Origin of the sequence: Marichromatium sp. PS1 (assembly GCF_041155115.1) — a bacterium.
Classification (GTDB): domain Bacteria; phylum Pseudomonadota; class Gammaproteobacteria; order Chromatiales; family Chromatiaceae; genus Marichromatium; species Marichromatium gracile.
Map to the genome: position 1 here is coordinate 828,345 of NZ_BAAFHB010000002.1, position 25,262 is coordinate 853,606.

23 protein-coding genes, 1 tRNA gene, 1 other RNA gene and 1 pseudogene are annotated in these 25,262 nt (G+C 68.1%); 11 read left to right on the forward strand and 15 right to left on the reverse strand.

Annotation, left to right across the window (positions count from 1 at the left end; all coding sequences use genetic code 11):
* The first annotated feature begins 144 nt into the window (after positions 1–144).
* Positions 145–1,746: a DEAD/DEAH box helicase gene (locus ACAM26_RS05050; RefSeq protein ID WP_123139512.1), complete on the forward strand. Its 1,602-nt coding sequence runs from the start codon at positions 145–147 to the stop codon at positions 1,744–1,746.
* Here the strand turns inward: ACAM26_RS05050 and yrfG are convergent.
* Positions 1,707–2,426, reverse strand: a complete 720-nt coding sequence (gene yrfG / locus ACAM26_RS05055; RefSeq protein ID WP_132229003.1) for a GMP/IMP nucleotidase — start codon at positions 2,424–2,426, stop codon at positions 1,707–1,709. The genes ACAM26_RS05050 and yrfG overlap by 40 nt on opposite strands.
* 190 nt (positions 2,427–2,616) lie before the next feature.
* Between yrfG and nudE the strand changes: the two genes are divergently transcribed.
* The 5 genes from nudE (at position 2,617) to ACAM26_RS05080 (ending at position 9,906) form a co-directional block, all read left to right on the forward strand.
* Positions 2,617–3,165, forward strand: coding sequence for an ADP compounds hydrolase NudE (gene nudE, locus ACAM26_RS05060; protein WP_123142533.1), 549 nt, complete (start codon positions 2,617–2,619; stop codon positions 3,163–3,165).
* 44 nt (positions 3,166–3,209) lie between these two features.
* A complete protein-coding gene (locus ACAM26_RS05065; RefSeq protein WP_369613218.1) occupies positions 3,210–4,223 on the forward strand; it encodes a thioredoxin family protein in 1,014 nt (337 codons plus the stop codon).
* Positions 4,224–4,393: 170 nt separating this feature from the next.
* Positions 4,394–6,493, forward strand: a complete 2,100-nt coding sequence (gene pta / locus ACAM26_RS05070; protein WP_123139508.1) for a phosphate acetyltransferase — start codon at positions 4,394–4,396, stop codon at positions 6,491–6,493.
* On the forward strand, positions 6,490–7,704 hold the full coding sequence (locus ACAM26_RS05075; protein WP_369613219.1) for an acetate/propionate family kinase: 1,215 nt from the start codon (positions 6,490–6,492) through the stop codon (positions 7,702–7,704). Before pta ends, ACAM26_RS05075 begins: the two co-directional genes overlap by 4 nt.
* 303 nt (positions 7,705–8,007) lie before the next feature.
* Positions 8,008–9,906, forward strand: coding sequence for an OmpA family protein (locus ACAM26_RS05080; protein ID WP_369613220.1), 1,899 nt, complete (start codon positions 8,008–8,010; stop codon positions 9,904–9,906).
* Positions 9,907–9,976: 70 nt separating this feature from the next.
* Here the strand turns inward: ACAM26_RS05080 and yihA are convergent, their stop codons facing one another.
* The 8 genes from yihA to ACAM26_RS05120 form a co-directional block, all read right to left on the reverse strand.
* Positions 9,977–10,591, reverse strand: a complete 615-nt coding sequence (gene yihA, locus ACAM26_RS05085) for a ribosome biogenesis GTP-binding protein YihA/YsxC (protein ID WP_123139505.1) — start codon at positions 10,589–10,591, stop codon at positions 9,977–9,979.
* A gap of 91 nt (positions 10,592–10,682) precedes the next feature.
* On the reverse strand, positions 10,683–11,168 hold the full coding sequence (moaC, locus tag ACAM26_RS05090; RefSeq protein WP_123139504.1) for a cyclic pyranopterin monophosphate synthase MoaC: 486 nt from the start codon (positions 11,166–11,168) through the stop codon (positions 10,683–10,685).
* Positions 11,169–11,223: 55 nt separating this feature from the next.
* Entirely contained in the window at positions 11,224–11,772 is a 549-nt protein-coding gene (gene ppa, locus ACAM26_RS05095; protein WP_005224447.1) for an inorganic diphosphatase, read from the reverse strand.
* A gap of 367 nt (positions 11,773–12,139) precedes the next feature.
* Positions 12,140–13,396 carry a 6-phosphofructokinase gene (locus ACAM26_RS05100; protein WP_123142283.1) on the reverse strand — a complete coding sequence of 419 codons (1,257 nt, stop codon included), beginning with the start codon at positions 13,394–13,396 and terminating at the stop codon, positions 12,140–12,142.
* A 52-nt stretch (positions 13,397–13,448) separates the two neighbouring features.
* Positions 13,449–14,663, reverse strand: a complete 1,215-nt coding sequence (locus tag ACAM26_RS05105) for a UbiH/UbiF/VisC/COQ6 family ubiquinone biosynthesis hydroxylase (RefSeq protein WP_123139502.1) — start codon at positions 14,661–14,663, stop codon at positions 13,449–13,451.
* Complete coding sequence (gene ubiH / locus ACAM26_RS05110) at positions 14,656–15,885, reverse strand: 2-octaprenyl-6-methoxyphenyl hydroxylase (RefSeq protein ID WP_369613221.1); 1,230 nt, start codon at positions 15,883–15,885, stop codon at positions 14,656–14,658. Before ubiH ends, ACAM26_RS05105 begins: the two co-directional genes overlap by 8 nt.
* A 48-nt stretch (positions 15,886–15,933) precedes the next feature.
* On the reverse strand, positions 15,934–17,241 hold the full coding sequence (gene pepP / locus ACAM26_RS05115) for a Xaa-Pro aminopeptidase (RefSeq protein ID WP_369613222.1): 1,308 nt from the start codon (positions 17,239–17,241) through the stop codon (positions 15,934–15,936).
* Positions 17,238–17,912 (reverse strand): UPF0149 family protein, encoded by a 675-nt coding sequence (locus tag ACAM26_RS05120; RefSeq protein WP_223806063.1) that lies wholly within the window; start codon positions 17,910–17,912, stop codon positions 17,238–17,240. The genes pepP and ACAM26_RS05120 overlap by 4 nt, the downstream gene beginning before the upstream one ends.
* Before the next feature lie 509 nt (positions 17,913–18,421).
* Here ACAM26_RS05120 and ACAM26_RS05125 point away from each other — a divergent pair.
* The 4 genes from ACAM26_RS05125 (at position 18,422) to ACAM26_RS05140 (ending at position 19,792) form a co-directional block, all read left to right on the forward strand.
* A complete protein-coding gene (locus ACAM26_RS05125) occupies positions 18,422–18,631 on the forward strand; it encodes a TIGR02449 family protein (protein WP_223806062.1) in 210 nt (69 codons plus the stop codon).
* On the forward strand, positions 18,628–18,963 hold the full coding sequence (locus tag ACAM26_RS05130; RefSeq protein WP_369613223.1) for a cell division protein ZapA: 336 nt from the start codon (positions 18,628–18,630) through the stop codon (positions 18,961–18,963). Before ACAM26_RS05125 ends, ACAM26_RS05130 begins: the two co-directional genes overlap by 4 nt.
* A 13-nt stretch (positions 18,964–18,976) precedes the next feature.
* A non-coding RNA gene (gene ssrS, locus ACAM26_RS05135) (6S RNA) lies at positions 18,977–19,162 on the forward strand.
* Positions 19,163–19,180: 18 nt separating this feature from the next.
* Complete coding sequence (locus ACAM26_RS05140) at positions 19,181–19,792, forward strand: 5-formyltetrahydrofolate cyclo-ligase (RefSeq protein ID WP_123139499.1); 612 nt, start codon at positions 19,181–19,183, stop codon at positions 19,790–19,792.
* Here the strand turns inward: ACAM26_RS05140 and ilvA are convergent.
* A pseudogene (gene ilvA, locus ACAM26_RS05145) lies at positions 19,755–21,323 on the reverse strand (threonine ammonia-lyase, biosynthetic); the annotation flags it as partial. The gene ACAM26_RS05140 and the pseudogene ilvA sit on opposite strands and share 38 nt — an antisense overlap.
* Before the next feature lie 145 nt (positions 21,324–21,468).
* Between ilvA and rpiA the strand changes: the two are divergent.
* A complete protein-coding gene (gene rpiA, locus ACAM26_RS05150; RefSeq protein WP_123139497.1) occupies positions 21,469–22,131 on the forward strand; it encodes a ribose-5-phosphate isomerase RpiA in 663 nt (220 codons plus the stop codon).
* 109 nt (positions 22,132–22,240) lie between these two features.
* Here rpiA and ACAM26_RS05155 read toward each other — a convergent pair whose 3' ends face one another.
* The 5 genes from ACAM26_RS05155 to ACAM26_RS05175 all read right to left on the reverse strand — a co-directional run bounded on the left by ACAM26_RS05155 (position 22,241) and on the right by ACAM26_RS05175 (position 25,251).
* A complete protein-coding gene (locus ACAM26_RS05155) occupies positions 22,241–23,374 on the reverse strand; it encodes a porin (protein ID WP_369613224.1) in 1,134 nt (377 codons plus the stop codon).
* Between the two features lie 430 nt (positions 23,375–23,804).
* A tRNA-Gln gene (locus ACAM26_RS05160) sits at positions 23,805–23,878 on the reverse strand.
* Between the two features lie 66 nt (positions 23,879–23,944).
* Positions 23,945–24,334, reverse strand: coding sequence for a 30S ribosomal protein S9 (gene rpsI, locus ACAM26_RS05165; protein WP_005222320.1), 390 nt, complete (start codon positions 24,332–24,334; stop codon positions 23,945–23,947).
* Between the two features lie 11 nt (positions 24,335–24,345).
* Entirely contained in the window at positions 24,346–24,783 is a 438-nt protein-coding gene (gene rplM / locus ACAM26_RS05170) for a 50S ribosomal protein L13 (protein ID WP_005222322.1), read from the reverse strand.
* A gap of 153 nt (positions 24,784–24,936) precedes the next feature.
* Positions 24,937–25,251, reverse strand: coding sequence for a ferredoxin (locus tag ACAM26_RS05175; protein WP_123139495.1), 315 nt, complete (start codon positions 25,249–25,251; stop codon positions 24,937–24,939).
* Between the last annotated feature and the right edge of the window lie 11 nt (positions 25,252–25,262).

Genomic DNA, 25,262 nt, shown 5'->3' on the forward strand with positions numbered 1-25,262 from the left:
CGTCGCGCGGGTCGGCTGTGGAGCGGGCGGGCGAATTGGCGTTGATATGGGCCCTTGGGTAAGATGCTATTTGATCCAAAGCGAAGAGAATTTGCAAGCCTTGCCCGTCCGCGAGGTCTGTAGCTCAGGGATACCCGAAACGTCATGACAGACACACACCTCTCCCAGACGCGCCTCGACTCGCTGGCGCTTGATCCGCGGATCCTCGCGGGTCTCGCCGAGACCGGTTTCACCCACTGTACACCGATCCAGGCCGAGACCCTGCCGATCGCCCTGGAGGGGCATGACATCGCCGGTCAGGCACAGACCGGCACCGGCAAGACCGCAGCCTTCCTGCTCGCGACCATGCAGCGGCTGCTCGGCCACCCCGCCGAGCCGCGCGATGCCGCCGACACCATCTGTCGACCGCGGGCGCTGATCCTCGCCCCGACCCGCGAGCTGGCGGTGCAGATCCACAAGGACGCGCTCGCCCTCGGCGCCCACACCGGGTTGCGTCTGGGGCTGGCCTATGGCGGCACCGGCTATCAGAAACAGCGCGATGAGCTGGCCGCAGGTGTCGACATCCTCATCGGCACCCCGGGACGGCTGATCGACTACTTCAAGCAGCGGGTGTTCGACCTGCGCGGCATCGAGGTGGTGGTGCTCGACGAGGCCGATCGCATGTTCGACCTCGGTTTCATCAAGGACATCCGCTTCCTGCTGCGGCGGATGCCGCCGCCCGAGTCGCGTCAGGGGCTGCTGTTCTCGGCCACGCTCTCCTACCGGGTCACCGAGCTCGCCTATGAGCACATGAACCAGCCGCGCCTGATCAAGATCGAGACCGAGCAGGTCACCGCCGATCGGGTGCGCCAGTGCTGCTACATGACCGCCAACGAGGAGAAGATCCCGCTGCTGGTCGGGTTGGCGCGCGGCTGGCTCGAGGGCGATGCGCGGATCATGGTCTTCGTCAACACCAAGCGCGAGGCCGATCGCGTCTGGGGTTATCTGCAGGGCAACGGCATCAACACCGCCGTGCTCTCCGGCGACGTGCCGCAGAAACAGCGGTTGCGCCTGCTGCGCGAGTTCACCGAGGGTTCGCTGCCGGTGCTGGTCGGTACCGACGTGGCCGCGCGCGGGCTGCACATCCCCGACGTCACCCACGTGGTCAACTTCGACCTGCCCGAGGACCCGGAGGACTATGTCCATCGCGTCGGGCGCACCGCGCGCGCCGGCGCCGCGGGCGATGCCGTGGGCTTCGTCTGCGAGACCTATGCCTTCTGTCTGCCCGACATCGAGGCCTATATCGACGCCAAGATCACCGTCGAGCCGGTCGATCCGGGCCTGCTCGCCGAGGTCGATCCCGGCAGCCGCTTGCGTCCCGAGCGCGCGCGTCGCGATGGGCATCGTTCCGGCGAGCGTGGTGAGCGCGGCCATGGCGAACGCGATGGGCGCAGACGCAGCGCGCGACCGAGATCGGCCGAGCCGGTCGCGGAGAGCGAAGGCTCGACCCGTGACGCCTCGACCGAGTCGTCCGCGCAGCCGCCGCGCCCGCGTCGACGGCGTTCGACCAAGGTCTCGGACGCCCCGGCCTCCTGTGCCCTCACCGATCCCGCCACCGATCCCGCCCCCCAGCCCCCCACCGAGACCGATGCCAGCCAGGCCGAGGCCCCGCGCAAGAGGCGTCGGCGGCGTCGGCGCAAGCCCTCAACCAGTCAGGAGACAGGCGTTCAGTCGCCCAAGCCCGAGGAGATCGAGCCGGTCGACTGAGCCGCGTCCAGTCCGGGGATCAGCTGTCCGAAGTCGGTGATGGTGGCGAAGCCCTCGACGCGGCGCGGCGCGGCGCGTGAATCGGGCGCGCCGACGGCGAGCAGCCAGCCGAAGCCGTAGTCGTGGGCCGCGCGCAGCACCTGCGGGTTGTCGTCGACGAACAGGGTGCGCGTCGGGTCGAAGGGCTCGATGGTCTGCACCCGCGACCAGAATCCCGGTGTCTCCTTGACCGCGCCGAGGTCATGGGCGCAGATGATGTGCTCGAAATGACCGGCGAGACGGGTGCGTTCGAGCTTGAGCGCGAGCGCGCGCTGGTGGGCGTTGGTCACCAGCACCCGGCGTCTGCCGCGCGCGCCGAGCAGCTCGAGGAACTCGACCACCCGCGGGTGGACCGCGATCAGGTGCTCGACCTCGCGCTTGAGCAGGGCGACGTCGAAGCCGAGCTCGCGGCTCCAGTGATCGAGACAGTACCACTCGATGGTGCCGGCGAGATCGTGATAGCGGGCGTGCAGCTCGGCCCTGGCCGTCGCCACCGGGATGCCGCGCGCCTCGGCGTAGCGCCGGGGCATGTGTTCGAGCCAGAAGTGGTTGTCGAAGTGCAGGTCCAACAGGGTGCCGTCCATGTCGAGGAAGACGGTGTCGATCCGCGTCCAGTCGATGTCGATGGGCTCTGGGGTCATGTGCTGCGCCGGAGGTTGGTTGCGAGTGGGAGACGGCTGCCTTGGGTCGGGGCCGGTGGGGCAGAGGATGCCCGATGCCCGGGCGCGACGCCAACCCGCCGGGCCCCGGCGGCCTTCGGTTATGGTGGTTTCGAGCCGCGTGCCCGGTGTCGGGCCGCCGCGGCGCTCTCATCCCTGCAAGGAGTCCCTGATGCGGTCCAAACCCAAGATCCTCGACCGTCGCGTGGTCGCCGAGAGTCGACTGTTCCGGGTCGAGCAGATCGATCTGGAGTTCGCCAACGGCGCGCGGCGTACCTATGAGCGGGTGCCCGGCAGCGGCAACGACTCGGTGATGATCGTGCCGATGCTCGATGCCGAGACGGTGTTGCTGATCCGCGAGTACGGCGCCGGCAGCGAACGCTACGAACTCGGTCTGCCCAAGGGGGTGGTGGAGCCCGACGAGCATCCACTCGCTGCCGCCAACCGTGAACTCCAGGAAGAAGTCGGGCATGGGGCGCGGACGCTGCGCATCATCGATCGGGTCTCGCTGGTGCCCGGCTATATCGCCCATCGCAGCCTGATCGTGCTTGCCCAGGACCTCTATCCGAGTCGCCTGCCGGGCGACGAGCCCGAGGAGATCGAGGTGGTCCCCTGGCGCCTCGACGCGCTCGATGCGCTGCTCGCGCGCGAGGACTTTGACGAGGCCCGTGCCATTGCCGCGCTCTTTCTCGCGCAGCGCGCGCTCGCCGCCGGGGACTGAGCGGCGCGCCGTCACCGCTGGGGTCGATATCGGGAGGGATCCGCATGACCATCATTCGAGTATGGCTGGCCGCTGCTCTGCTGGGGGTGACGATCGCCGCGGTGGCAGAGGAGGGCGGTGGGGCCTTCGACGATCGCCCGCGCGCGACCCTGCTCGAACACCCCGATTGGTTCACCGAGACCCTGTTCGATCTTCCCGATGATCTGGCCAGGGCGGTGGCGGCGGGCAAGCGCGGGCTGATGGTCTATGTCGGCCAGCGCCGCTGCGCCTATTGTCATCTGCTGATGGACGAGGTGTTCGGCCAGGCCGACATCCGCGACTACACCCGGCGTCATTTCGACGTCGTCGCACTCGATGCCTGGGGCGTGGCCGAGGTCACCGCCATCGACGGCGCGGTGCTCAGCGAGCGGGCGCTGGCGCTGCGCGAGCAGGCCGACTTCACCCCGACGATCCTGTTCTATGACGCCGCGGGACGACTGGCGCTGCGGCTGCGCGGTTACTACCCGCCCTATCAGTTTCGCGCCGCGCTCGAATACGTCGCCGACGCCCACTATCAAAACGAGTCCTTCCGCGACTATCTCGCCCGTGGCGACAATCGTCTGGTGTTCGAGCTCGACGCGCTCAACGAGGCCGATTTCTTCCAGCCGCCGCCGCACAACCTCGATCGTCGCTTCCCTGCCGAACGGCCCCTGGCGGTCTTCTTCGAGCGCGGCGAGTGTCATGCCTGCGACGTGCTCCACGGCCAGGTGTTGCGCGGGACCGGGCTGGATGCGTCTTTCACCCGGATCGACGCGGTACAGCTCGACATGGATGCCCCCACCCCGGTGATCACCCCGGACGGTCGGCGTGTCCGCGCACGTGACTGGGCCGCCGAGCTGGGCCTGTTCTATGCGCCGTCCGTGCTGTTCTTCGACGAGCGTGGTCGTGAGCTGCTGCGGGTCGACTCGGTGGCGAGCTTCTATCGGCTCGGGCGGGTGCTCGAATACATCGACAGCCGCGCCTATCGCGACCTTCCCTATGGTCGCTGGCGGGCGAGCGTGGAGACGCCCGGAGAGTGAAATCGACCGTTTCGTGTACAGTGCTAGTGTTGGGAAAATCAGGGAGTCCGGCGCTACGTCATTGAAATAGCGCGATCCCGGCATGGTTATTATCTGTTATTTTTCCGCGTCGCTGTTTTTGACGGTCTGACGATCGCGCACGATCGTCATGCCCCGTAAGAGGAAGAATAATGCAAAGCGTCTATATCGCCGGCGCCGGACGCGGTAGCGGCAAGTCCGTGGTCGTGCTCGGCTTCATGGAGATGCTCTCGTCGGTCAAGCAGAAGGTCGGGTTCTTCCGGCCGTTCGCCCCCCGGGGCGCGACCGAGGACAACCTGACCGCGCTGATCCGTAGCCGTTACGATCTGCCGTTCCCGCCCGAGATGCTTTACGGCTGTACGGTCGAGACCGCCCGTCAGCTGATCGGCAGTGGCCGCTACGACGAGCTGCTGAAGCTGATCCTCAACAAGTTCAAGATGCTCGAGGAGCGCTGCGACCTGGTGGTCTGCGCCGGGACCGACTACAACGGTTTGATCCCCTCGCTCGAGCTCAGCTTCAACGCCGACCTGGCGAGTCACTTCGGCTGCGGTCTGGTGGCGGTGGTCAAGGGCTTCGGCCGCACCCCGCAGGAGGCGCAGGACGCGTTGCACATCGCTCACGAACTGATGCGCGAGCGTGGCGGCGACTTCCTGGTGAGCATCGTCAACGGCGTCGAGCCCGAGTGCGTGGAGACGGTCAAGGACCGTGCCCGCGACCTGCTCACCGACAAGGAGAACGTTTGCGTCATCCCCGAGGATGCCGAGCTCGGCATGCCGACGGTGGGCGAGGTCTGTCAGGCGCTCGGCGCCGAGCGTCTCTACGGCGACGATGACGCGATGAACCAGGTGGTGTCGAGCTACAAGATCGCCGCCATGGCGGTGCCCGACTTCCTCGGCTATGTCGAGGACGGCAGCCTGATCATCACCCCGGGTGACCGCGCCGACATCATCCTCGCCAGTCTCGCCGCCGACGCCTCGGCCGCCTTCCCGCGGGTGGCCGGGCTGCTGCTCACCGGCGGCATCGAACCCTCGGACAAGGTGCGTCAGCTCATCGAGGGGCTGCGTCGCACCAAGGTCGCCATCCTCCAGGTGCCGACCGACACCTTCACCACGGCGATGAACCTGCACGGCATCGAGTCGACCATCCTCCCCGGCGATGCGCGCAAGATCGCCGCCGCGCTGGGGCTGTTCGAGGCGCACGTCGACGTCGACGATCTGCGTACCCGGCTCACCGGGCGGCGTTCCGAGCGGGTCACCCCGCTGATGTTCGAGTACGAGCTGATCCAGCGCGCCAAGGCGCGGCGCCAGCGCATCGTGCTGCCCGAGGGCAACGACGAGCGGGTGCTGCGCGCCGCCGAGATCCTGATGCTGCGCCAGGTCGCCGACCTCACCCTGCTCGGCAACCCCGACGAGATCCATCGCACCATCGGCGAGCTCGGGCTCAAGCTCGAGGGGATCCGCATCCTCGACCCGGCCACGGCGCCGGAGCGCGAGCGCTATGCCAAGGCCTACTACGAGCTGCGCCGGCACAAGGGCATCTCCGAGCAGATGGCGCTCGACGTGCTCGAGGACGTCAGCTACTTCGGTACCATGATGGTGCACGTGGGCGACGCCGACGGCATGGTCTCGGGCGCGGTGCACACCACCCAGCACACCATCCGCCCGGCCTTCGAGACGGTCAAGACCAAGCCCGGCGTCGAGCTGGTCTCGAGCGTGTTCTTCATGTGCCTGCCCGACCGGGTGCTGGTCTACGGCGACTGTGCGGTCAACCCCAACCCGACCGCCGAGCAGCTCGCCGAGATCGCCGTGACCTCGGCCGAGACCGCCGCGGCCTTCGGCCTCGAGCCGCGCGTGGCGATGCTCTCCTATTCGAGCGGCAGCTCGGGCAAGGGCGAGGACGTCGAGCGGGTGCGCGAGGCCGCGCGGCTCGCCCGCGAGCGTCGTCCGGATCTCAAGATCGAGGGTCCGATCCAGTACGACGCCGCCGTCGACGTCAACGTGGCGCGCTCGAAGATGCCCGACAGCGAGGTCGCCGGACATGCCACCGTGCTGGTGTTCCCCGACCTCAACACCGGCAACAATACCTACAAGGCGGTGCAGCGCAGCGCCGGGGCGGTGGCCATCGGGCCGGTGCTCCAGGGGCTCAACAAGCCGGTCAACGACCTCAGCCGCGGCTGTACCGTGACCGACATCATCAACACCGTCGCCATCACCGCCATCCAGGCGCAGACCGAACAGGAGATCCAGGCATGAAGGTGCTGGTCCTCAACTCGGGGAGTTCCTCGATCAAATATCAGCTCTTCCGCAGCGAAGACTGGACCGCCATCGCCTCGGGCATGGTCGCGCGTATCGGCGAGACCGAGGGCGAGATGCGTCTCGAATGGCTCGACGCCGATGGGGTGATGCAGCGCGATCAGAACGATCTCGCCGTGCCCTCGCACCAGGAAGGCATCGACTTCATCGTCGAGACGCTGCAGTCGCACGGCGTGCTCGGCGACGTCTCCGAACTCAGCGCCATCGGCCATCGGGTGGTCCACGGCGGGCCGCACTTCAAGCACCCGGTGATCGTCGACGCCGATGTCCTCGCCGAGCTCCACGAGGTGATCCCGCTCGCGCCGCTGCACAACCCCGGTCATCTGGCCGGGATCGAGGTCGCACGCAAGCACTTCCCGAGCGTCCCTTCGGTGGTGGTGTTCGACACCGCATTCCACCAGACCATGCCGCCGACGGCCTATCGCTACGCGATCCCGGAGTATCTCTACACCGAGCACCGCATCCGTCGCTACGGCTTCCACGGCACCTCGCACCACTATGTCGCCAAGCGCGCCGCCGAGCTGCTCGGCAAGCCGCTCGCGCAGTGCAACCTGATCACCATGCATCTCGGTAACGGCGCCAGCGCCAGCGCCATCCGCAACGGCCGCTGTGTCGACACCTCGATGGGGCTGACCCCGCTCGAGGGGCTGGTGATGGGCACGCGCTGCGGTGACATGGATCCGGCGGTGCCGATCTATCTGAGCAAGCACCTCGGGCTCAACGCCGAGGCGATCGACCACATGCTCAACCGTCAGAGCGGGCTGCTCGGCATCTGCGGCGTCAACGACATGCGCGAGGTGGTGCGTCTGGCCGAGCGCGGCAACGAGCGTGCCGAGCTGGCGCTGGGGATGATGACCCATCGGCTGAAGAAGTACATCGGCGCCTATTACGCCGAGCTCGGCGCGGTCGACGCCATCGTCTTCACCGGCGGGATCGGCGAGAACTCCGCCGAGGTCCGAGCCGGCGCCTGCGCCGGTCTCGAGGCGCTGGGCATCGAGCTCGACGCCACGGCCAACGCCGGTCGCGCCGATGAGGCCGGACTGCGTATCAGCACCGCCGAGAGCCGGGTGCAGCTGTGGGTGATCCCCACCAACGAGGAGCTGGAGATCGCCCAGCAGACCCTGGCCACGGTGGAGCGCAAGCGGCGCTGAACCTCGACGGGATCGTCAGCCGCCAGCGCTTGGCCGGTGGCGGCTGGCGCTGTCCTCTCGATCAGGCGTACAAGACATGAACGGCGCGCCGGGCGAGGCCCGCGCGCCGTTCATGTTTTACGCAGGTCACGGGCTGCCGGTTGGGGAGTGAGCGGACGCGCGCTGTCATGCTGCTGATCCGTCGGATGTGCGGCCTGTCGGTTAAATGCGAGATAATCGGTCATTCAACCGTGGTCCGCTTGGGGTTTCCCGTCGGCCACGCACGAGAACAACGACCGAACGAGCCACCCCAAGGAGGTGACGATGTCCGATACCAGCTCCACGTTCTGGAGACCGGTTGCGCTGTTCCTGCTGGTCGCCCTGATCGGCGTCTATCTGCTCTACGAGTGGTATGACGACCGGCTCTATGAACAGCTCGACAGCCAGGAGAGCGCGCTCGCCCAGGCCGAGCGCAATGCCCGCCAGCTCGATGCCCGGCTCGCCGATGCCGAGTCGCGCCGTGAGCTGCTGGCCGCCGAGCTCGATCGGCTGGGCGCCGAGCACGCGGAGCAGCTGAGTGAGCTCGAGCAGCGACTCGCCGCGCTGCTCGGCGAGAAGCAGGGCCTGGAGGAGCGCTACCAGACGTTGCTCGAGCGCCATCAGGCGATGGAGGTCGATCTCGACTCCGAGCGTGCCCAGGCGAGCGGTGCCTATGCCGAGCTCGAGGCGCGCTATCAGCAGGCCGAGGAGACCATCGCCGCGCTGCGTGACGATCTCTCCCGGGTCCATGAGACGATCGCCGCCACCGCGGCCGAGCATCGTGCCCACATCGAGACCCTGGAGCGTCATCTCAACGAGCGCATCCATCTCTCCACCACCACCCCGATGGATGCCGAGCTGCTGCGTCTGGCGCAGAACCTCGGGGTCGTGCCCTCGGAGGCCGATCGTCAGGCCATCGCCGAGCTCAAGACCAAGCTCGAACTGCTGCAGGAGGACTATGCCGCCGCCCGCGCCAAGTACGAGGTCGACTGCGCCCATCTGCGCCAGGCGCTGGAGCAGGCCGAGGCCAAGGCCGAGGCGCGCGGCGCCGAGCTCGAGCAGCTCAAGATCGCCTACGACGAGGCGCTGGCGGCGCTCGAGACGCGTCCCGCCGAGGCCGGCGAGGCCGTGGCCGAGCTCGCCGAGCTGAACCGGACCCTGGCCGCGCGCGAGGCGCGGATCAGCGAGCTGGAAGCGCGGCTGGTGGCGGTCGGTCAGCAGCGGGTCGAGGCCGAGGCCGCGCTCGCCGAGCGTCCGAGCGCAGCGCAGCTTGCCGAGCTCGAACGCGCGCTCGGCGAGGCGCGGGCCCGCATCGAGGGACTGGAGACCGAGGCGGCGGCCGCCGCCGAGGGGGCCGATGTCAGTGCCGCGCTGCGCGAGCAGCTGGCCGTGCGCGAGGCGCGGATCGCCGAGCTGGAGGCCGCGCTCGCCGAGCTGGAGGCCGGGCACCAGGCGCTGAGTGCCGAACTCGATGCCCGTCCCACCGCGGCGCGGGTGAGCGAGCTCGAGCAGGCCCTCGCCGCGGCTCAGGCGCGGATCGCCGAGCTGGAGGACGAGCTGGCGGCCTTCGCCGCCGGTGCCGACGCCGATGCCGGTCTGCGCGAGCGGCTGGCGGCGCGCGAGGCGCGGATCTCCGAGCTGGAGTCGCAGCTCGCCGCGCAGCAGGCACGGCTGGCCGAGGCCGATGCCGCGCTCGCCGAGCAGGCCGACGACGCCGAGGTTGAGGGGCAGGTCGAGGCGCTGAGCGCGGCGCTCGCCGCCGAGCGCGCCGAGACCGCTCGGGTGCGCGCGCTCTACCAACGCCTGGCCGAGCTGGGGGCGAGCTACACCGAGCAGGGGATGCGGCTGCGGCTGGCCAACGACACCCTGCGCTTCCCCTCGGGGGCGGCGACCCTGCCCGCCGGCGAGCTGCCGGTGCTCGATGGTATCGTCGCGCTGCTCGCCGACAATCCGGGGCTGACCCTGCGGATCGTCGGTCATACCGACAGCGCCGGCAGCGATGCGATCAACCTGGAACTCTCGCGCCAGCGCGCCGAGGCGGTGCGCCAGGGACTGATCGAGCGTGGGCTGGAGGCCGCGCGGGTCGAGGCCGAGGGTATCGGCGAGGCCGAGCCGATCGCCAGCAACGCCACCGCGAGCGGTCGCGCCAGCAACCGCCGGGTCGAGATCTATGTGATCGAGTGACCCGCAGGCGACGTCCGTTGCGACGTCGCCGGGCACGCGCCCGGTCGTTCCGGGCGCCTGTCCTCCCGCCTCAGTCGGTGAGTTCCTCGCCGACCGCCAGCCGGGCATCGAGCCAGGCGTGCACGTCCTCGACGCCCTGTCGTTCGAGCGAGGAGAAGCGCTGTACCGTGATCAGGTCGCCGGCCTCGCGCAGCTCCCTGGCCACCGCCAGTTCGGCGGCGCGTGCCGCGCCCTTGCGGTACTTGTCGGCCTTGGTCAGCAGCAGCAACAGCGGCAGCTCCGCTTCCTGCCCCCAGGCGATCATCTGCCGGTCGAAGGCCGAGAGCGGATGACGGATGTCCATCACCACCACCAGCCCGGCGAGCGCGCGTCGCTCGATCAGGTAGGTGGCCAGATGTTGCTGCCACTGGCGCTTGATCGACTCGGCGACCTTGGCGTAGCCGTAGCCCGGCAGGTCGACCAGACGGCGCTGCTCGTCGAGCTCGAAGAACACCAGGTGCTGGGTACGGCCCGGGGTCTTGCTGGTGCGCGCCAGCGCCTTCTGGTGACAGAGGGTGTTGATGGCACTCGATTTGCCGGCGTTGGAGCGACCGGCGAAGGCGACCTCGCGACCGCTGTCGGTCGGGGCCTGATCGATCCTCGGGACCGAGGTGAGAAAGTGGGCGCGTTGATAGAAGGGATTCATGGAGTGTGCGTGCTGGATTGGTCGCCGTGTGGGCGAGGGGAATGGCGTCTGGCGCCGGGATGGGTAGGGATGCCTGAGTGGCGGGGCGGCGTCAAGCCTCGACGGGGCGCTGCCAGTGTCCGGAGCGGCCGCCGTGCTTCTCGATCAGGCGCACCTGCTCGATGATCATGCCGCGATCGCTCGCCTTGCACATGTCATAGATGGTGAGCAGCGCGACCTGGACGGCGCACAGCGCCTCCATCTCGACGCCGGTGGGACCGGTGGTCTCGACCCGGGCGCTGCACTCGATGGTGCTGGTCTCGGCGTCGGGGGTGAAGGCGATCTCCACCCGCGAGAGCGCGAGCGGATGACAGAGCGGGATCAGATCGGCGGTGCGCTTGGCGCCCATGATGGCGGCGATGCGCGCCACGCCGAGCACGTCGCCCTTGCCGGCGCCGCCCTGACGGATGCGCTCGAGGGTTGCGGGGTGCATGCGAATGCGGCCCGCGGCGAGTGCGCCGCGCCGGGTCGAGGGCTTGTCGCCGACATCGACCATGCGCGCCGCGCCCTGGTCGTCGAAATGGGTGAGATCGTCCATCGGCGGGGCTCCGTCGGTCGGGGCGCCGCCCGCCCAGGGGCGGGCGGGACGCGGATCAGAAGGCCGGCTTCTCCGGGGCCTCGTCGAACATGCGCACGCTCTCCATGATCTCCTGGCGCGCCTCCTCGCGGCCGAACCAGCCGTCGACACGGACCCATTTGCCTTCGTCGAGATCCTTGTAGTGCTCGAAGAAGTGGGCGATCTGGTCGAGCAGGTGCTCGGGCATGTCGCGGAAGTTGGTGATGTGACGATAGCCCTTGTAGAGCTTGTCGATCGGCAGCGCCAACACCTTGGCGTCGTCGCCCGACTCGTCGGTCATCTTCAGCACGCCGATCGGGCGGCACTTGATCACCGAGCCGCACAGCAGCGGATAGGGCGTGGCCACCAGCACGTCGACCGGGTCGCCGTCGGCCGACAGGGTGTGGGGGACATAGCCGTAGTTGCAGGGATAGTACATCGCCGTCGACATGAAGCGGTCGACGAACATCGCGCCGGTGTCCTTGTCCATCTCGTACTTCACCGGCTCGGAGCGGGCCGGGATCTCGATGATGACGTTGATTTCGTTGGGGACGTTGTCGCCCCTGGAGACTTTCTTCAGATCCATGTAAGTACTCTGATGGTTGCGAGGGGTGGTTGTCGCGGCGCGCACGCAGGCCCGGGGGGCGGTCGATCCCCCGACGCACACGCGCGACGCAAAGCGACGGATTGTAGACGATCCCCGTGACGGAATCCCAATCGCGGGCGGTTTCGGTGGGTTTTGGCGGTCAGCCCAGCCGGGGATTGAACCGCCAAGGCGCGAAGGTGATCAAGGCGTCATTGTCCAGGTTGTCTCGATGCGCTTCGGTGCGTGCGCTGACAGACGACAGGTGGAGCCGTGGTGTGATCGATGGATGTCCGCCAGCCCAGATGTGGGCTGACGGCAACGGCATGCTTCTTTGCGTGCTTCGCGTCTTTGTGGTTCAGCGTTTCACCTACTCGACCTCGAACAGTCCGAGTCTGCGCTCGACGGCGCGGTTCTGGAGGGTGACGTATTTGGGCAGGCCGCGCTCGAAGGGCGGGTAGTCCTCGCCCTGGATCAGCGGGATCAGGTAGTCCTTGCAGGCCTGGGTGATGCCGTAGCCGTCGGCGGAGATGAATTCCTTGGGCATGAACTTCTCGACGTTGGCGACCTCGGCGAGCGGGGCCTCGCCGACCTCCCAGGCGTAGGGATCGTTGCTCAGACGGCGCACCGTCGGCATCACCGCGTTGTGCCCGGCGAGGGCGAACTCGACCCCGGCGCGGCCCATGGCGTAGGCCTGCTCGACGTCGGTCTTGGAGGCGAGATGACGTGCGGCGCGCTGCAGATAGTCGGCCACCGCCCAGTGGAACTTGTAGCCGAAGGCCTCCTTGACCATGTTCGCCACCACCGGCGCGGCGCCGCCGAGCTGGGCGTGGCCGAAGGCGTCGCGGGTACCCTGCTCGGCGAGGAAGCGGCCATCGGGGTGATGCGCGCCCTCGGAGACCACCACAGTGCAGAAACCGTGACGCTCGACCTTCTCCTGCACCGCGGCGAGGAAACGGGTCTGGTCGAACTCGACCTCGGGGAAGAGCACCAGCACCGGGATGCCGTGGTCCTCGGCGAGCGCTCCGGCGGCGGCGATCCAGCCGGCGTGACGGCCCATCACCTCGAGCACGAAGACCTTGGTCGAGGTCTTGGCCATCGAGCGCACGTCGAACGAGGCCTCGAGGGTGGAGGTGGCGATGTACTTGGCCACCGAGCCGAAGCCGGGGCAGTTGTCGGTGATCGGCAGGTCGTTGTCGACGGTCTTGGGGATGTGGATCGCCTGCACCGGGTAGCCGAGGCTGGCCGAGAGCTGGGAGACCTTGTAGCAGGTGTCGGCCGAGTCGCCGCCGCCGTTGTAGAAGAAGTAGCCGATGTCGTGGGCGCGGAAGACCTCGATCAGGCGCTCGTACTCGCGGCGGTTGGCCTCCAGGCTCTTGAGCTTGTAGCGACAGGAGCCGAAGGCGCCGGACGGGGTGTAGCGCAGCGCGGCGATCGCCTCGTCGGACTCGGCCGAGGTGTCGATCAGGTCCTCGGTGAGCGCGCCGATGATGCCGTTGCGCCCGGCATAGACCTTGCCGATCCGGTCGGGATGCTGGCGCGCGGTCTCGAGCACGCCGCAGGCCGAGGCGTTGATGACGGCGGTGACGCCGCCGGATTGGGCGTAGAAGGCGTTCTTCGCGGACATGTCGGTGGTCCCCCTTGGATGCTTTTCCGATTCGGGTATGGCGTGGCCGGGCTCAGGGGCGCGCCAGTGGCGGCAGGTCGTCGCCGAGGCCCAGGGCACGCGCGATGAAGGCGCGCTTGAGCGCGGGCAGGCGATCGGTGGCGCTGAGCCCCAGACCGCGCAGTCGCGCCAGTAACGGGTTGGTGTTGCCGAACAGCCGCTTGAAGCCGTCCATGGCGGCGAGCATCGCCAGGTTGTCGCCGCGGCGCGCGCGCTCGTAGTGACGCAGCGTCCAGCAGCCGTTGATCGCGCGTCCGCGGGCGCGTGCCAGGTCGAGCGCGGCGGCCAGTTCGGCGGCGTCGAGGAAGCCGAGGTTGACCCCCTGACCGGCGAGCGGATGGATGGCGTGGGCGGCATCGCCGATCAGCGCAAGCCCCGGTTGTACGTAGCGCTTGGCGTGTTGCAGGCGCAGCGGGAAGGCGGCGCGCTCGCCCTCGAGCACCAGCCTGCCGAGCCGCCCCTCGCTGGCCTCGGTGAGCGCCTCGGAGAAGGCGGCCGGGGCGAGACCGAGCAGCGTCTCGGCGCGTTGCTCGGTGGCCGACCAGACCAGCGAGCAGGCGCCGTCGCGCAGCGGCAGCAGGGCCAGCGGCCCGCTTGGCAGGAAACGCTGCCAGGCCGTCTCCTGGTGACCGTGCTCGGGACGCACGGTGGCGACGATGGCGCGCTGGTCGTAGTCCCAGCCATAGGTCTCGATCCCGGCGAGGGCGCGGACCTGGGAGTCGCGCCCGTCGGAGCCGACCAGCAGTCGACCCTGCAGCCGCCGGCCGTCATCGAGGCCGAGTCGGGTGAGGTCGGCGTCGTGGGTGAACTCGGTGATCCGCGCCGGGGTGATCAGCTCGACCTCGGTGTGTGCCGACAGATGCTCCCAGAGCGCGCGCTGGATGACCCGGTTCTCGACGATATGGCCGAGATCGGGCTCGCCGAGCGCGCGGCTGTCGAAGTGCACGCCGCCGCCCTTGCCGCTCCACACCCGCATCTCGCGATAGGGGCTGGCGCCGAGCGCGAGGATGCGCTCCCACACCCCGAGCCGTTGCAGGATGCGTTGGCTGGCACGGCTGAGCGCGCAGACGCGAAGATCGCGCGTGCCCTCCGCCCAGTCGAGCATCGGGGCGCGCGGCTCGATCACCGCGATGCGCAGTCCCTTGTCGGCACAGGCGGCGGCGCAGAGCGCGCCGACCATGCCACCGCCGACGATCAGCAGGTCGTGGGTCGCGTCCGGATCAGACATGGCTCGTCCTCAGGGGTAGACCACAGGCAAGGCGGGGCTGGGTTCCTTCCAGCCCCATGAAGCGTCGCGCGACCCGCTGGCGGGCGCCGGGGAGCAGGTCGATGCCGAGCATCGCCGCGGCGCGCAACCCGAGCACCGGGCGCAACGGGTTGACGAAGACCCGCGCCAGCAGGTCGGTGACCAGCCCGGTGACGAGCTGGTCGCCGCCGCGCCAGCGACGATAGGCGGCGAGGGTCTCGGGGTCGCCGGGATCGGCGCGCCCGGCCGGCTCGGCGAGCACCTCGGCGAGCGCGGCGACGTCACGCAGCCCGAGGTTGAAGCCCTGACCGGCGACCGGGTGGAGGGTGTGGGCGGCGTTGCCGATCAGCACCACGCGCTGCTGTACCGGCTCGCGGGTGAGCGCGAGTCGCAGCGGATAGGCCTGGCGCGCCGAGGGGCGTTCGAGCCGGCCGAGCCGGTGGCCGAAGCGCGCCTGCAGCAGCGCGATGAAGTCGGCGTCGGAGAGCGCGAGCAGCTCGGCGGTCTCGTCCTCGCGGCAGGTCCAGACCACCGAGTAGCGCCCCTCGGTCATCGGCAGCAGCGCCAGCGGACCGCTCTCGGTGAAACGCTCGTAGGCGGTGCCGGGGCTGGCGTGATCGGCGGTGACCGTGGTGATGATGGCGTCCTGACCGTAGGCGTGGCCCCGGGTGCCGAGCCCGAGCCGGGCGCGGATGGCCGAGTCGCCGCCGTCGGCGGCCACCAGCAGCCGGGTGCCGAGCTGGAGGTCGCGTCCCTGACAGTGCAGGTCGAGCGTGACCCGGTCGCCCTCGAGTCGATGGTTGCAGAGCCGCGCCGGACACAGGGTGGTGAGGGTGTCGAGGGTGGCGAGCCGGGTGCGGATGGCATGCCCCATGACCCGCGCCGGGGCCACCTGGCCGAGCGCCTCGACGCCGAGCTCGGCATGATCGAGGCGGGTGAAGCCGCAGTGTCCGCGATCGGAGACGTGGATCCTGCGGATGGGTTCGGCCTCGGCGGCGATGCGCGGCCACAGCCCGATGCCCTGGAGGATGCGCTGGCTACCGAGCGAGAGGGCGATCACCCGCTCGTCATAGCTCGGCTGGCGCATGGTTTCGGGGGCGACGGCCTCGACCAGCGCGATCCTGAGTCCGGTCGGGGCGAGGGCGCAGGCCAGGGCGCCCCCGACCAGCCCGCCGCCGACGATCACCACATCGTACTCGTGCATAGCTCTCTCGCGGGTCTGTCTACATCTGTTGAGGGTGTCCGGGCGTTCTCAGCTCGCCATCAACGCCTCGATCTCCTCGGGGTCCTTGGGCGCGCCCTCGGTGAGGACCTCGTGGCCGTCGGCGGTGATCAGCACATCGTCCTCGATGCGGATGCCGATGCCGCGATAGGCGATCGGGACTTGGGCATCATCGGGCATGTAGAGCCCGGGTTCGACGGTGATCACCATGCCCGGTTCGAGCGCCCGCCAGGCGCCGTCCTGATCGCGATAGCGGCCGACGTCGTGCACGTCCATGCCCAGCCAGTGGCCGGTGCGGTGCATGTAATAGGGGCGATAGGCGCCCTCCTGCAACAGCGTCTCGGGGTCGCCCTCGAGGATGCCGAGACGGACCAGCCCGCGGGTGAGCACGCCGAGTGCGGCCTGGTGCGGGGCATCGACGCTGGCGCCGGGGCGGGCGACGGCGATCGCCGCGCGCTGGGCCTCGAGCACCAGGTCGTAGAGTTCGCGCTGCGGGGTGCTGAAGCGGCCGTTGACCGGGAAGGTGCGGGTGATGTCGGCGGCATAGCCCTCGAACTCGCCGCCGGCGTCGATCAGCACCAGTTCGCCGTCGCGCAGCAGGGCGTCGTTCTCGGTGTAGTGAAGGATGCAGGCATTGGCGCCACCGGCGACGATCGGCGGGTAGGCCTGGAGGCGCGCGCCGGCATCGGCGCAGCGATACTGGAATTCGGCCTCGAGCGAGAGTTCGGGCAGGCCCGGTCGGCAACGCCGCATCAGCGCACGATGGGCCGCGGCCGAGATCTCGGCCGCGCGGCGCATCAGCGCGATCTCGGCGGGATCCTTGCGCAACCGCAGCTCGTGCAGGGCGACACCGATCCGGGTCAGGGTCTCGGGCACCGGGGCGCTGCCGCGGGTGGCGGCGCGGGCGCGACCGAGCCAGTCCTGGATGCGCGCCTCGAAGGCCGCGTCGGCGCCGATCGGGCAATGCAGCCGGGTACGTCCGGCGAGCAGCTCGGGCATCCGCTGATCGAGCTCCGCGAGGGTATGGGCCTGGTCGACCCCGTGGTCGGTCACCGCGCCCTCGGCGCCGATGCGTCGACCGTCCCACTGCTCGCGCTCGGGGTCGCGCTCGCGGCAGAACAGCACGAATTCGCCCTCGGCGCGCCCGGGGACGATCACCGCGATCGCATCGGGTTCGGGAAAGCCGGTGAGATAGCGGAAGTCGCTGTCCTGGCGGAAGGGGTGATTGACCCCGGCGTTGCGCTCGGTCTCGCGCGCGGCGGGGACGATGGCGATCGCCTCCGGGCCGATGCGCTCGGCCAGCGCGGCGCGTCGGCGTTGATACTCGCCGGCGCTCATGCCGTGCCCTGTCCCTGGTCGCTGTCCTGGCGTGCCGGGGCCTCGTCATGGATCAGCAGTGCGGCGGCGCGGGTGAACTCGATGATCTCGGTCAGCGCGGCCTCGTTCTCCTCGTTGTCGTCGAGGTCGTTGAGGTCCATGCGGGTGATGTCGGCGAAGTCGCGCAGGATCTCGCGCCCCTGCTCGGAGAGTCCCTGCTCGGAGATGCCGAGCATGCCGAAGGCGTAGAGGAAGCCGCGTACCCAGTCGTAGAGCGCGGTGGCGCGCTGGGCGAGCGGTGCGCCCTCGTCGGGCAGCAGCGGGCTGAAGCCGTAGTCCTCGTCGGCGAGTGCGGCGCGGGTCGCGCGCGCGAGTTCGCCGAGTGCGGCGCGGGTCTCCTCGCGTGCGGCCTCGGCCTCCTCGCTGTCGACGGGGGCGGTCTCAGCCTCGGGCGGGGCCGCCTCGGACTGCTCGGCGTCGGCCTGGGGCGAGCTGGCGGGCAGCAGCTGGTCGAGCCAGCGTTGCTCGGGGTCGGTGATACCGGCGCAGATCAAGCCGCACAGCATGCCGTGCGCCTCGCTCGCGGTCGGGGTGAGTGGGCTCGCCTCAAGGAGTTGGTCGAGCCGGGTGTCGTCGATGTCCGTGGCAACCTCCGTGGCGCATGGGGCGCGCTCGTCGCGGTGAATCGACAATCGATCATAGCATGGGTTCCAGCCGCCAGCCGCCAGCCGCCAGCCATCAGCCATCAGCCATCAGTCGCCAGTCGCCGGTCGCCGGTCGCCGGTCGCTGGGAGGATTGAACCGCAAAGCCGCGAAGGGGCAGAGCGACCAGCCTGCGGCTGTCAGCCGCCAGTGGGTGCGCGCGCGCGCCGACGGGTGCCCTGGTTGCCGGGAGGAGCGATCAGCTGTCTGAGCTTCCAGCTGTCAGCCTCCAGTGCGGGGAGCGGGCTTGTCTTATGGCGTTGCAGTTGACTGCAAACCGACGCTGGCAGCTGAAGGCTGGTTGCTGGTCGCCTTCTTCGTGTGCACCATCCCGCTGGTTGCTGGTTGCTGGTTGCTGGTTGCTGGTTGCTGGTTGCTGGTTGCTGGTTGCTGGCCGCTGCGCCCTTGAGGTTAAGGCAATCTCCCGGTGGCCGGCGCCCGATTGACCCTCTTCCGAGCCCCTTCTATAGTGCGCTGAACTGCAATGGAGTCACGCACCTTGGCCGATTTCGATCTAGACCAACTGGAACGGCAGGTCGCTGCGTTGATCCGGCTCAATCAGCGGCTGCGCGAGGAGAACGCCTCGCTGCGCGTGCGTCAGGAGACGCTGGTGGCCGAGCGCGGCGAGTTGATCGAGAAGACCGAACAGGCGCGTAGCCGGGTCGAGGCGATGCTCTCGCGGCTGCGTGCGATGGAGGAGAGCTTGTGAGCGATGAACCGCTGCAGGTCAGCATCCGTATCCTCGACAAGGACTACCGGGTCGCCTGCGAGCCGCACGAGGAAGAGGGCCTGCGCGATTCGGCGCGGCTGCTCGATGGCCGGATGCGCGAGATCCGCCAGACCGGGCGGGTGATCGGTACCGACCGCATCGCGGTGATCGCGGCGCTCAACATCGCCCATGAGCTGATCCAGCTCCAGCGCGCCGGCGGGGTGCCCCGCGACGATGTGTTGGTGGAGCGTCTGGGGCATCTTCAGGGGCAGCTCGCCGAGGCGCTCGCGCACGCCGTCCCCCCCCTGGACGCATCGTCCGAAAAGGGTTAGCCTGTCACTGCGACACCCCCTGTAGTGTTCGACAGCGGTCTGGGTATTTTCTTGAGCCTAATCTCGACCCTGGGAGCATGACCGCAAGGCTGTTGTGCATGTCCGCCCCGAGCGGAAAGCCTGATGCCATTGCTGACTGTTCCCACTTGAACCCTCTGGTTCAAGAACGAAGGCCTGCGACGGCACCCGTGGGGGGTGTCCTTTACCCCATCCCTTGATGTCCGATCCCTCTCTCCCATCATTGCGCCGTACCCTGCGCCAGCGTCGTCGCGCGCTCGGGGCGAGGACCCAGCGTCTGCATGCCCGCGCGCTCGCGCGACGGCTGGGGCGCGAACTCGCGCTGTTGCGCGCCCGCCGCATCGCGCTCTACTGGCCGAGCGACGGTGAGCCTGATCTGCGTGCGCTGATCGAGACCCTGCGCGGACGCGGGCATGACTTCTATCTGCCGGTGCTGCGTCGCCCGGCGCCGGCCCGTGGCTCGACGCTGTGGTTCGTGCGCCACCAGCCGGGACGGCGGATGTGTCCCAATCGCTACCGCATTCCCGAACCCTGTGCGCGCGGTCGTGCGATCCGCCCGGTGAGGCAGCTCGATCTGGTGCTGGTGCCGCTGGTGGGGTTCGATGCCGATTGTCATCGCATCGGCATGGGCGGCGGTTTCTACGACCGCGCCCTGGCGCACCTGCGCCGTCATCGTCGCTGGCGCCGGCCACGGCTGTTCGGCATCGCCCACGAGTGTCAGCGTCTCGAGCGTATCGCGCCACGCCCCTGGGACGTGGCGCTCGATGCGGTCTTCACCGAGCGTCGGCGTTATCGGCGTCCGCCGTGCTGAGCGGCCCGGCGCCGGCGAACAGTCGGTAGGCGAGGTTGTCGGTCTCCTCCCAATAGCTGTAACCGAGCGCGTCGAGCGATGCGCGGAAGTTGGCGCGTTCGCCCGCCGGCACCTGGGCGCCGAGCAGCACCCGGCCATAGGCCGCGCCGTGGTTGCGGTAGTGGAACAGGCTGATGTTCCAGCGCTTGCCGATGGCGGTGAGGAAGTTGAGCAGGGCACCGGGGCGCTCGGGGAACTCGAAGCGCACCAGCACCTCGTCGGCGATCCCCGGCGCGTGTCCGCCGACCATGAAGCGGATGTGCAGCTTGGCCGTCTCGTTGTCGCTCATGTCGACGACCTCGAGGCCCTTGGCGGCGAGCTTGGCGGTCAGCTCCTCGCGCTCGGACTGGCCCCGACTCAGCTCGACCCCGACGAAGACCTGGGCCTGACGGGCATCGGCATAGCGATAGTTGAACTCGGTGATCTGGCGCCTGCCGAGCAGCTTGCAGAAGGCGAGGAAGCTGCCCGGCCGCTCGGGGATGGCGACGGCGAGCAGGGCCTCGCGCCGTTCGCCGAGTTCGGCACGCTCGGCGACATGGCGCAGGCGGTCGAAGTTGACGTTGGCGCCGCTCTCGATGGCCACCAGCTGCTGGTCGCGGATGTCGTGGGTGGCGACATAGCGCTTCATCCCCGCCACCGCGAGCGCCCCGGCCGGCTCGGCGATGCCGCGGGTGTCGTCGAAGATGTCCTTGACCGCGGCGCAGAGTTCGTCGGTGCTCACCAGCACCACCTCGTCGACGTGCTCACGGGCGATGCGGAAGGTCTCCTCGCCGATGCGCCTGACCGCGACCCCGTCGGCGAACAGCCCGACCCGTTCGAGCTCGACTGGGGCGCCGGCGGCGAGTGCCTGGTACAGGGTCGGCGCTTCCTCGGGCTCGACGCCGATGATCCGCACCTGAGGATAGAGCCACTTCACATAGGCGGCGATCCCGGCGATCAGCCCACCGCCGCCGACCGGGACGAAGATGGCGTCGGGTGGGGTCGGGTGCTGGCGCAGGATCTCCATGCCGATGGTGCCCTGGCCGGCGATCACCTCGGGGTCGTCGAAGGGATGGATGAAGGTCAGCCCCTGCGCCTCGACCAGCGCCATGGCATGGGCATAGGCCTCGTCATAGGAGTCGCCGTGGAGCACCGCCTTGGCGCCGAGGCGGCGCACCGCGCCGACCTTGATCGCCGGGGTGGTGCGCGGCATCACGATGGTGGCGGTGATCCCCAGGCGCTTGGCGCCGAGGGCGACGCCCTGGGCGTGGTTGCCGGCGCTGGCGGCGATCACCCCGCGCGCACGCGCCTCGGCGTCGAGTCCGACGAGCTTGTTGTAGGCCCCGCGCAGCTTGAACGAGAACACCGGCTGCAGGTCCTCGCGCTTGAGATAGACGGCGTTGTCGAGTCGGGCGGAGAGCAGCGGTGCCTTGGTCAGCGGGGTTTCGCAGGCGACGTCGTAGACGCGGGCGCGGAGGATGCGCTCGATGTAGTGTGTGGGCATGGAGGACTCCGGGGATAGCGTTGCCGCTCCATGTTAGCGCAGCGACGCCCCGGCGCGGTTGCTATGATGGCCGCCCGCGGCCGTGCCGGCCGTGTCATCACGCCGAGTCCCTCGGCGTGTTCGTCAGCCAGAGAGTCCCATGCGGAGGAGTGAGATGGACCAGGACGCGATGAAGCGCCAGGCGGCCGAGGCCGCGTTGGCCTATGTCGAGGGCGGTGTGATCGGGGTGGGGACGGGCTCGACCGTCAACCATTTCATCGATGCGCTGGCCGGCATCAAGGGGCAGATCGAGGGGGCGGTGTCGAGCTCCGAGGCCTCGACCGAGCGGCTGAAGGCGCACGGTATCCCGGTGTTCGACCTCAATGCCACCGGCGAGCTGACGCTCTATGTCGATGGCGCCGACGAGTCGAACGCGCGCCTGCAGCTGATCAAGGGTGGCGGTGGCGCGCTGACGCGCGAGAAGATCGTCGCCGCGGCGAGCAAGCGCTTCGTCTGCATCGCCGACGAGAGCAAGCTGGTCGATGTGCTGGGCGCCTTTCCGCTGCCGGTGGAGGTGATCCCGATGGCGCGCAGCCATGTCGCGCGTGCGCTGGTCGAGCTGGGCGGGACGCCGGTGTGGCGTGATGGCTTCGTCACCGACAACGGCAACCTGATCCTCGACGTCCATCATCTCGAGATCCAGGATCCGGTGGCGCTGGAGCAACAGATCAATGCCATCGCCGGGGTGGTGACGGTGGGGATCTTCGCCCAGCGTCCGGCCGATGTGCTGATCCTCGGCTCTGCCGAGGGTGCACGGACGTTGACCGTGGCGGGTTGATCCTCGGTCGGTCGCACGCCTGGAGCGGACGCCGGTCGTCTTTTTTCCGGGCAAAGAAAAACGGGGCCGCTGGCCCCGTTTTTCGTTCCACGGTTCTAGAGCGCGAGGCTTAGAAGCTGTGGATCATGCCGACCGAGAAGCCGTCCCAGTCCTCGACGTCGAGATCGCTGTCGACCTGGGTGTACAGCACGTACGCCTTGGTGCGCTTGCTGAAGTTGTGGTCGAAGGCGATGGCCCAGGCGTCGGCGTCGATGTCGTCGACGTTGTTCACGCCGAGGTCATAGGAGTTGGCGCCGTACATGGCCTTGACCTGGTTGTTGCCGAAGGCATAACCGGCCTGGATCTGCCACAGGTCAGCCGACGGATCGCCGAAGTCCTGGTTCTCGTAGACGGCGGCCAGGGTGAAGCCGTTCCAGTCGAGGAGACCGAGGCCGGCACGCCACTTGGTGTAGTCGTCCTCGACGTAGCCCGGGTTGGCGACGACGCGGCCGTTGGGCAGGACGATGTTCTTGCCGGTCAGGCTGTCAGCGGAGTCCATGAACAGCTCGTTGCCGATCGACTCGTAGGAGAGAGCGGCGTAGAACGGGCCGTTGGAGTAGATACCGGCCAGCGAGTAACCCTCGGCGAGGCTGTCGGCGTTGACGTTCTCACCGAAGCCCAGGGTCGAGCCGCCACCAGCGTGGGTCGCGGCGGCCAGCTGGAAGCCGCTGAAGCTCGGGCTGATGTAGGCGATGGCGTTGTCGAAACGGTTATCGTCGAAGCCGATGGTACCGTTGTAGTCAGCCATGGTGTCGCTGAACAGGTCGAGCTTGCCGGTGGAGATCTTCATCGGGCTGTCGTGACGACCGACGAGGAAGGTACCCCAGTTGCCGGCGAGACCGACGAAGCTGTTACGCATGGTGATGGTGTCGTTGGCGCCGGAAGCGGCGTTGCCGTAGCCTTCCTCGGTCATGCGCACGCCGAACTCGACCTGGTAGATGGCCTTCAGACCGTTACCCAGATCCTCCGAGCCCTTCACGCCGATGCGGTTGGCGCGGCCAGCACCAGGCAGATCGCCGCCGCCGTTCAGGCCCCAGCCCTTGAAGCCGACGCTCTCGCCGGTGACGGGATCGATGGCGGTTGCCTCGACGTCTGCATAGTCAATCGACATGTGCAGCTTGCCGTAGAGGACAGCCTCAGCCATCGCAGCGGCCGGAGCGGCCATGGCGGTGGCGACCGCCAGGGTGATGAGTTTCTTGTTCATGATGTTCTCCGCTGTTGTGAATTTGTCAGACAGACTGCAGAAACCGAGCGCAATCATGCTTTGCGAAGTGAACTATAGAGGAGGGCATGGTGTTTTGCAACAGATTGGACGGGAAAAAGACACACCCATTAAAAAGTGTCTCTTTTTTGCATCGCTAGCGCTTGGTCGGACGGCTGAGTGCATCCCCCAAAAGTTTATCGGATGATTGCACGGCCCTGCTGTCGATGCGGTTTTTACGAATGCATCGAGCGGGCCGTTTCGAGCCGGTCGCGTATCGGCTGTAATTCGAGCACCCTGGGAGCGATCGGGCATCGCTTGTTGTGAAAAGGGTACATCTGTGTCAAGACCCGATATCGGGACAAGGATGAGGCGGGGAGGGGGATAAAGAAAAAGGCCCGAACCCTGAGGGCTCGGACCTTTTCCTGGAGTATGGCTGGGGGACTAGGATTCGAACCTAGGTTGACGGAGTCAGAGTCCGTAGTCCTGCCGCTAGACGATCCCCCAATATCGCTTGCCGCGATATGTCGGAGAATTATAGCGACTCCGACATACCGTGACAACCCCGAAGTTTTAACGCTTCGAGAACTGCGGACGCTTGCGCGCCTTGTGCAGACCGACCTTCTTGCGCTCGACCTCACGGGCATCGCGGGTCAGGAAGCCAGCGCGACGCATCGGAGAACGCAGGGTCTCGTCGTACTCGGTCAGTGCGCGGGCGATGCCGAGGCGGATGGCGCCGGCCTGCCCAGTGTTGCCGCCACCCTTGACGGTGACGTTGACATCGATCTTGTCGGCCAGCTCGGCGGTCTCGAGCGGCTGACGGACCACCATACGGGCAGTCTCGCGACCGAAGAACTGGTCGATCGGACGACCGTTGATCGTGATGTTGCCAGCGCCTGCCGTCAAGAAAACTCGTGCGGCGGACGTCTTGCGGCGACCAATAGCGTGTTGCGTCTCCGACATGCGTCTGATTCCTAAACGTTGAGCTCGAGGGGCTGAGGCTGCTGCGCCTGGTGTTCGTGATTCGGACCGGCGTAGACACGCAGCTTGCGGAACATGGCGCGTCCCAGCGGACCGCGCGGCAGCATCCCCTTGACTGCGAGCTGGATGGCACGCTCAGGGGCGGTCTCGAGCAGCTTTTCGAGGCTGGTCGACTTCAGGTTACCGACATACCCCGTGTGACGGTAGTACATCTTGTCCTGCATCTTGTTGCCGGTCACGCGAATCTTGTCCGCGTTGACGACCACCAGATAATCACCGGTATCGACGTGCGGGGTGTATTGCGGTTTGTGCTTGCCGCGAAGGCGCAACGCCAGTTCGCTGGCGAGCCGGCCGAGTGTCTTGCCTTCGGCGTCGATCAGGTACCAGGCGCGGCGAACCTCTGCGGGTTTGGCGCTAACAGTCGTTGTCATGTCCTTCGCTCCGGGAAGTCCACGCGCAACAGAACGGCGCGCGGTCCGTGAATTCGTTATCTGCGTCGAGAAAGACCGGGGATGGTACGCGATCGGTTTCGCGAGCGCAACCCCCCGTTGTATCATCGGGTGCGATCTGTGCTGCGGGTCCGTTCAGCCGGGCAACTTCAAGCGGTCAACGTGCTTGCCGGCGAGCAGATGAGACTGGAGGATCTCCTCGATATCCTCCTGATCCACGAAAGTGTACCAGACTCCCTCTGGATAGACCACGATCACCGGACCCAGCTCGCAACGCCCCAGGCAGCCGGCGGTGCTGATCTGCACCCCGCCCGGTCCGGTCAGCCCCAGTGCCTTGGCGCGCTGCTTGAGATGGTTGCGCATCTCCAGGGCGCCACACTGATCGCAGCTCTGGCGTCCGTCGCTGCGGGCGTTGGTGCAGAAGAAGACATGATGGCGATAGTAGGTCATCGTCGCTGTCA

What these genes read in the sequence shown, in the direction of transcription:
- ACAM26_RS05050 (WP_123139512.1), top strand. Translation starts at nt 145, where the DNA reads ATGACAGACACACACCTCTCCCAGACGCGCCTCGACTCGCTGGCGCTT.
- yrfG (WP_132229003.1), bottom strand. Translation starts at nt 2,426, where the DNA reads ATGACCCCAGAGCCCATCGACATCGACTGGACGCGGATCGACACCGTC.
- nudE (WP_123142533.1), top strand. Translation starts at nt 2,617, where the DNA reads ATGCGGTCCAAACCCAAGATCCTCGACCGTCGCGTGGTCGCCGAGAGT.
- ACAM26_RS05065 (WP_369613218.1), top strand. Translation starts at nt 3,210, where the DNA reads ATGACCATCATTCGAGTATGGCTGGCCGCTGCTCTGCTGGGGGTGACG.
- pta (WP_123139508.1), top strand. Translation starts at nt 4,394, where the DNA reads ATGCAAAGCGTCTATATCGCCGGCGCCGGACGCGGTAGCGGCAAGTCC.
- ACAM26_RS05075 (WP_369613219.1), top strand. Translation starts at nt 6,490, where the DNA reads ATGAAGGTGCTGGTCCTCAACTCGGGGAGTTCCTCGATCAAATATCAG.
- ACAM26_RS05080 (WP_369613220.1), top strand. Translation starts at nt 8,008, where the DNA reads ATGTCCGATACCAGCTCCACGTTCTGGAGACCGGTTGCGCTGTTCCTG.
- yihA (WP_123139505.1), bottom strand. Translation starts at nt 10,591, where the DNA reads ATGAATCCCTTCTATCAACGCGCCCACTTTCTCACCTCGGTCCCGAGG.
- moaC (WP_123139504.1), bottom strand. Translation starts at nt 11,168, where the DNA reads ATGGACGATCTCACCCATTTCGACGACCAGGGCGCGGCGCGCATGGTC.
- ppa (WP_005224447.1), bottom strand. Translation starts at nt 11,772, where the DNA reads ATGGATCTGAAGAAAGTCTCCAGGGGCGACAACGTCCCCAACGAAATC.
- ACAM26_RS05100 (WP_123142283.1), bottom strand. Translation starts at nt 13,396, where the DNA reads ATGTCCGCGAAGAACGCCTTCTACGCCCAATCCGGCGGCGTCACCGCC.
- ACAM26_RS05105 (WP_123139502.1), bottom strand. Translation starts at nt 14,663, where the DNA reads ATGTCTGATCCGGACGCGACCCACGACCTGCTGATCGTCGGCGGTGGC.
- ubiH (WP_369613221.1), bottom strand. Translation starts at nt 15,885, where the DNA reads ATGCACGAGTACGATGTGGTGATCGTCGGCGGCGGGCTGGTCGGGGGC.
- pepP (WP_369613222.1), bottom strand. Translation starts at nt 17,241, where the DNA reads ATGAGCGCCGGCGAGTATCAACGCCGACGCGCCGCGCTGGCCGAGCGC.
- ACAM26_RS05140 (WP_123139499.1), top strand. Translation starts at nt 19,181, where the DNA reads ATGTCCGATCCCTCTCTCCCATCATTGCGCCGTACCCTGCGCCAGCGT.
- rpiA (WP_123139497.1), top strand. Translation starts at nt 21,469, where the DNA reads ATGGACCAGGACGCGATGAAGCGCCAGGCGGCCGAGGCCGCGTTGGCC.
- ACAM26_RS05155 (WP_369613224.1), bottom strand. Translation starts at nt 23,374, where the DNA reads ATGAACAAGAAACTCATCACCCTGGCGGTCGCCACCGCCATGGCCGCT.
- rpsI (WP_005222320.1), bottom strand. Translation starts at nt 24,334, where the DNA reads ATGTCGGAGACGCAACACGCTATTGGTCGCCGCAAGACGTCCGCCGCA.
- rplM (WP_005222322.1), bottom strand. Translation starts at nt 24,783, where the DNA reads ATGACAACGACTGTTAGCGCCAAACCCGCAGAGGTTCGCCGCGCCTGG.
- ACAM26_RS05175 (WP_123139495.1), bottom strand. Translation starts at nt 25,251, where the DNA reads ATGACCTACTATCGCCATCATGTCTTCTTCTGCACCAACGCCCGCAGC.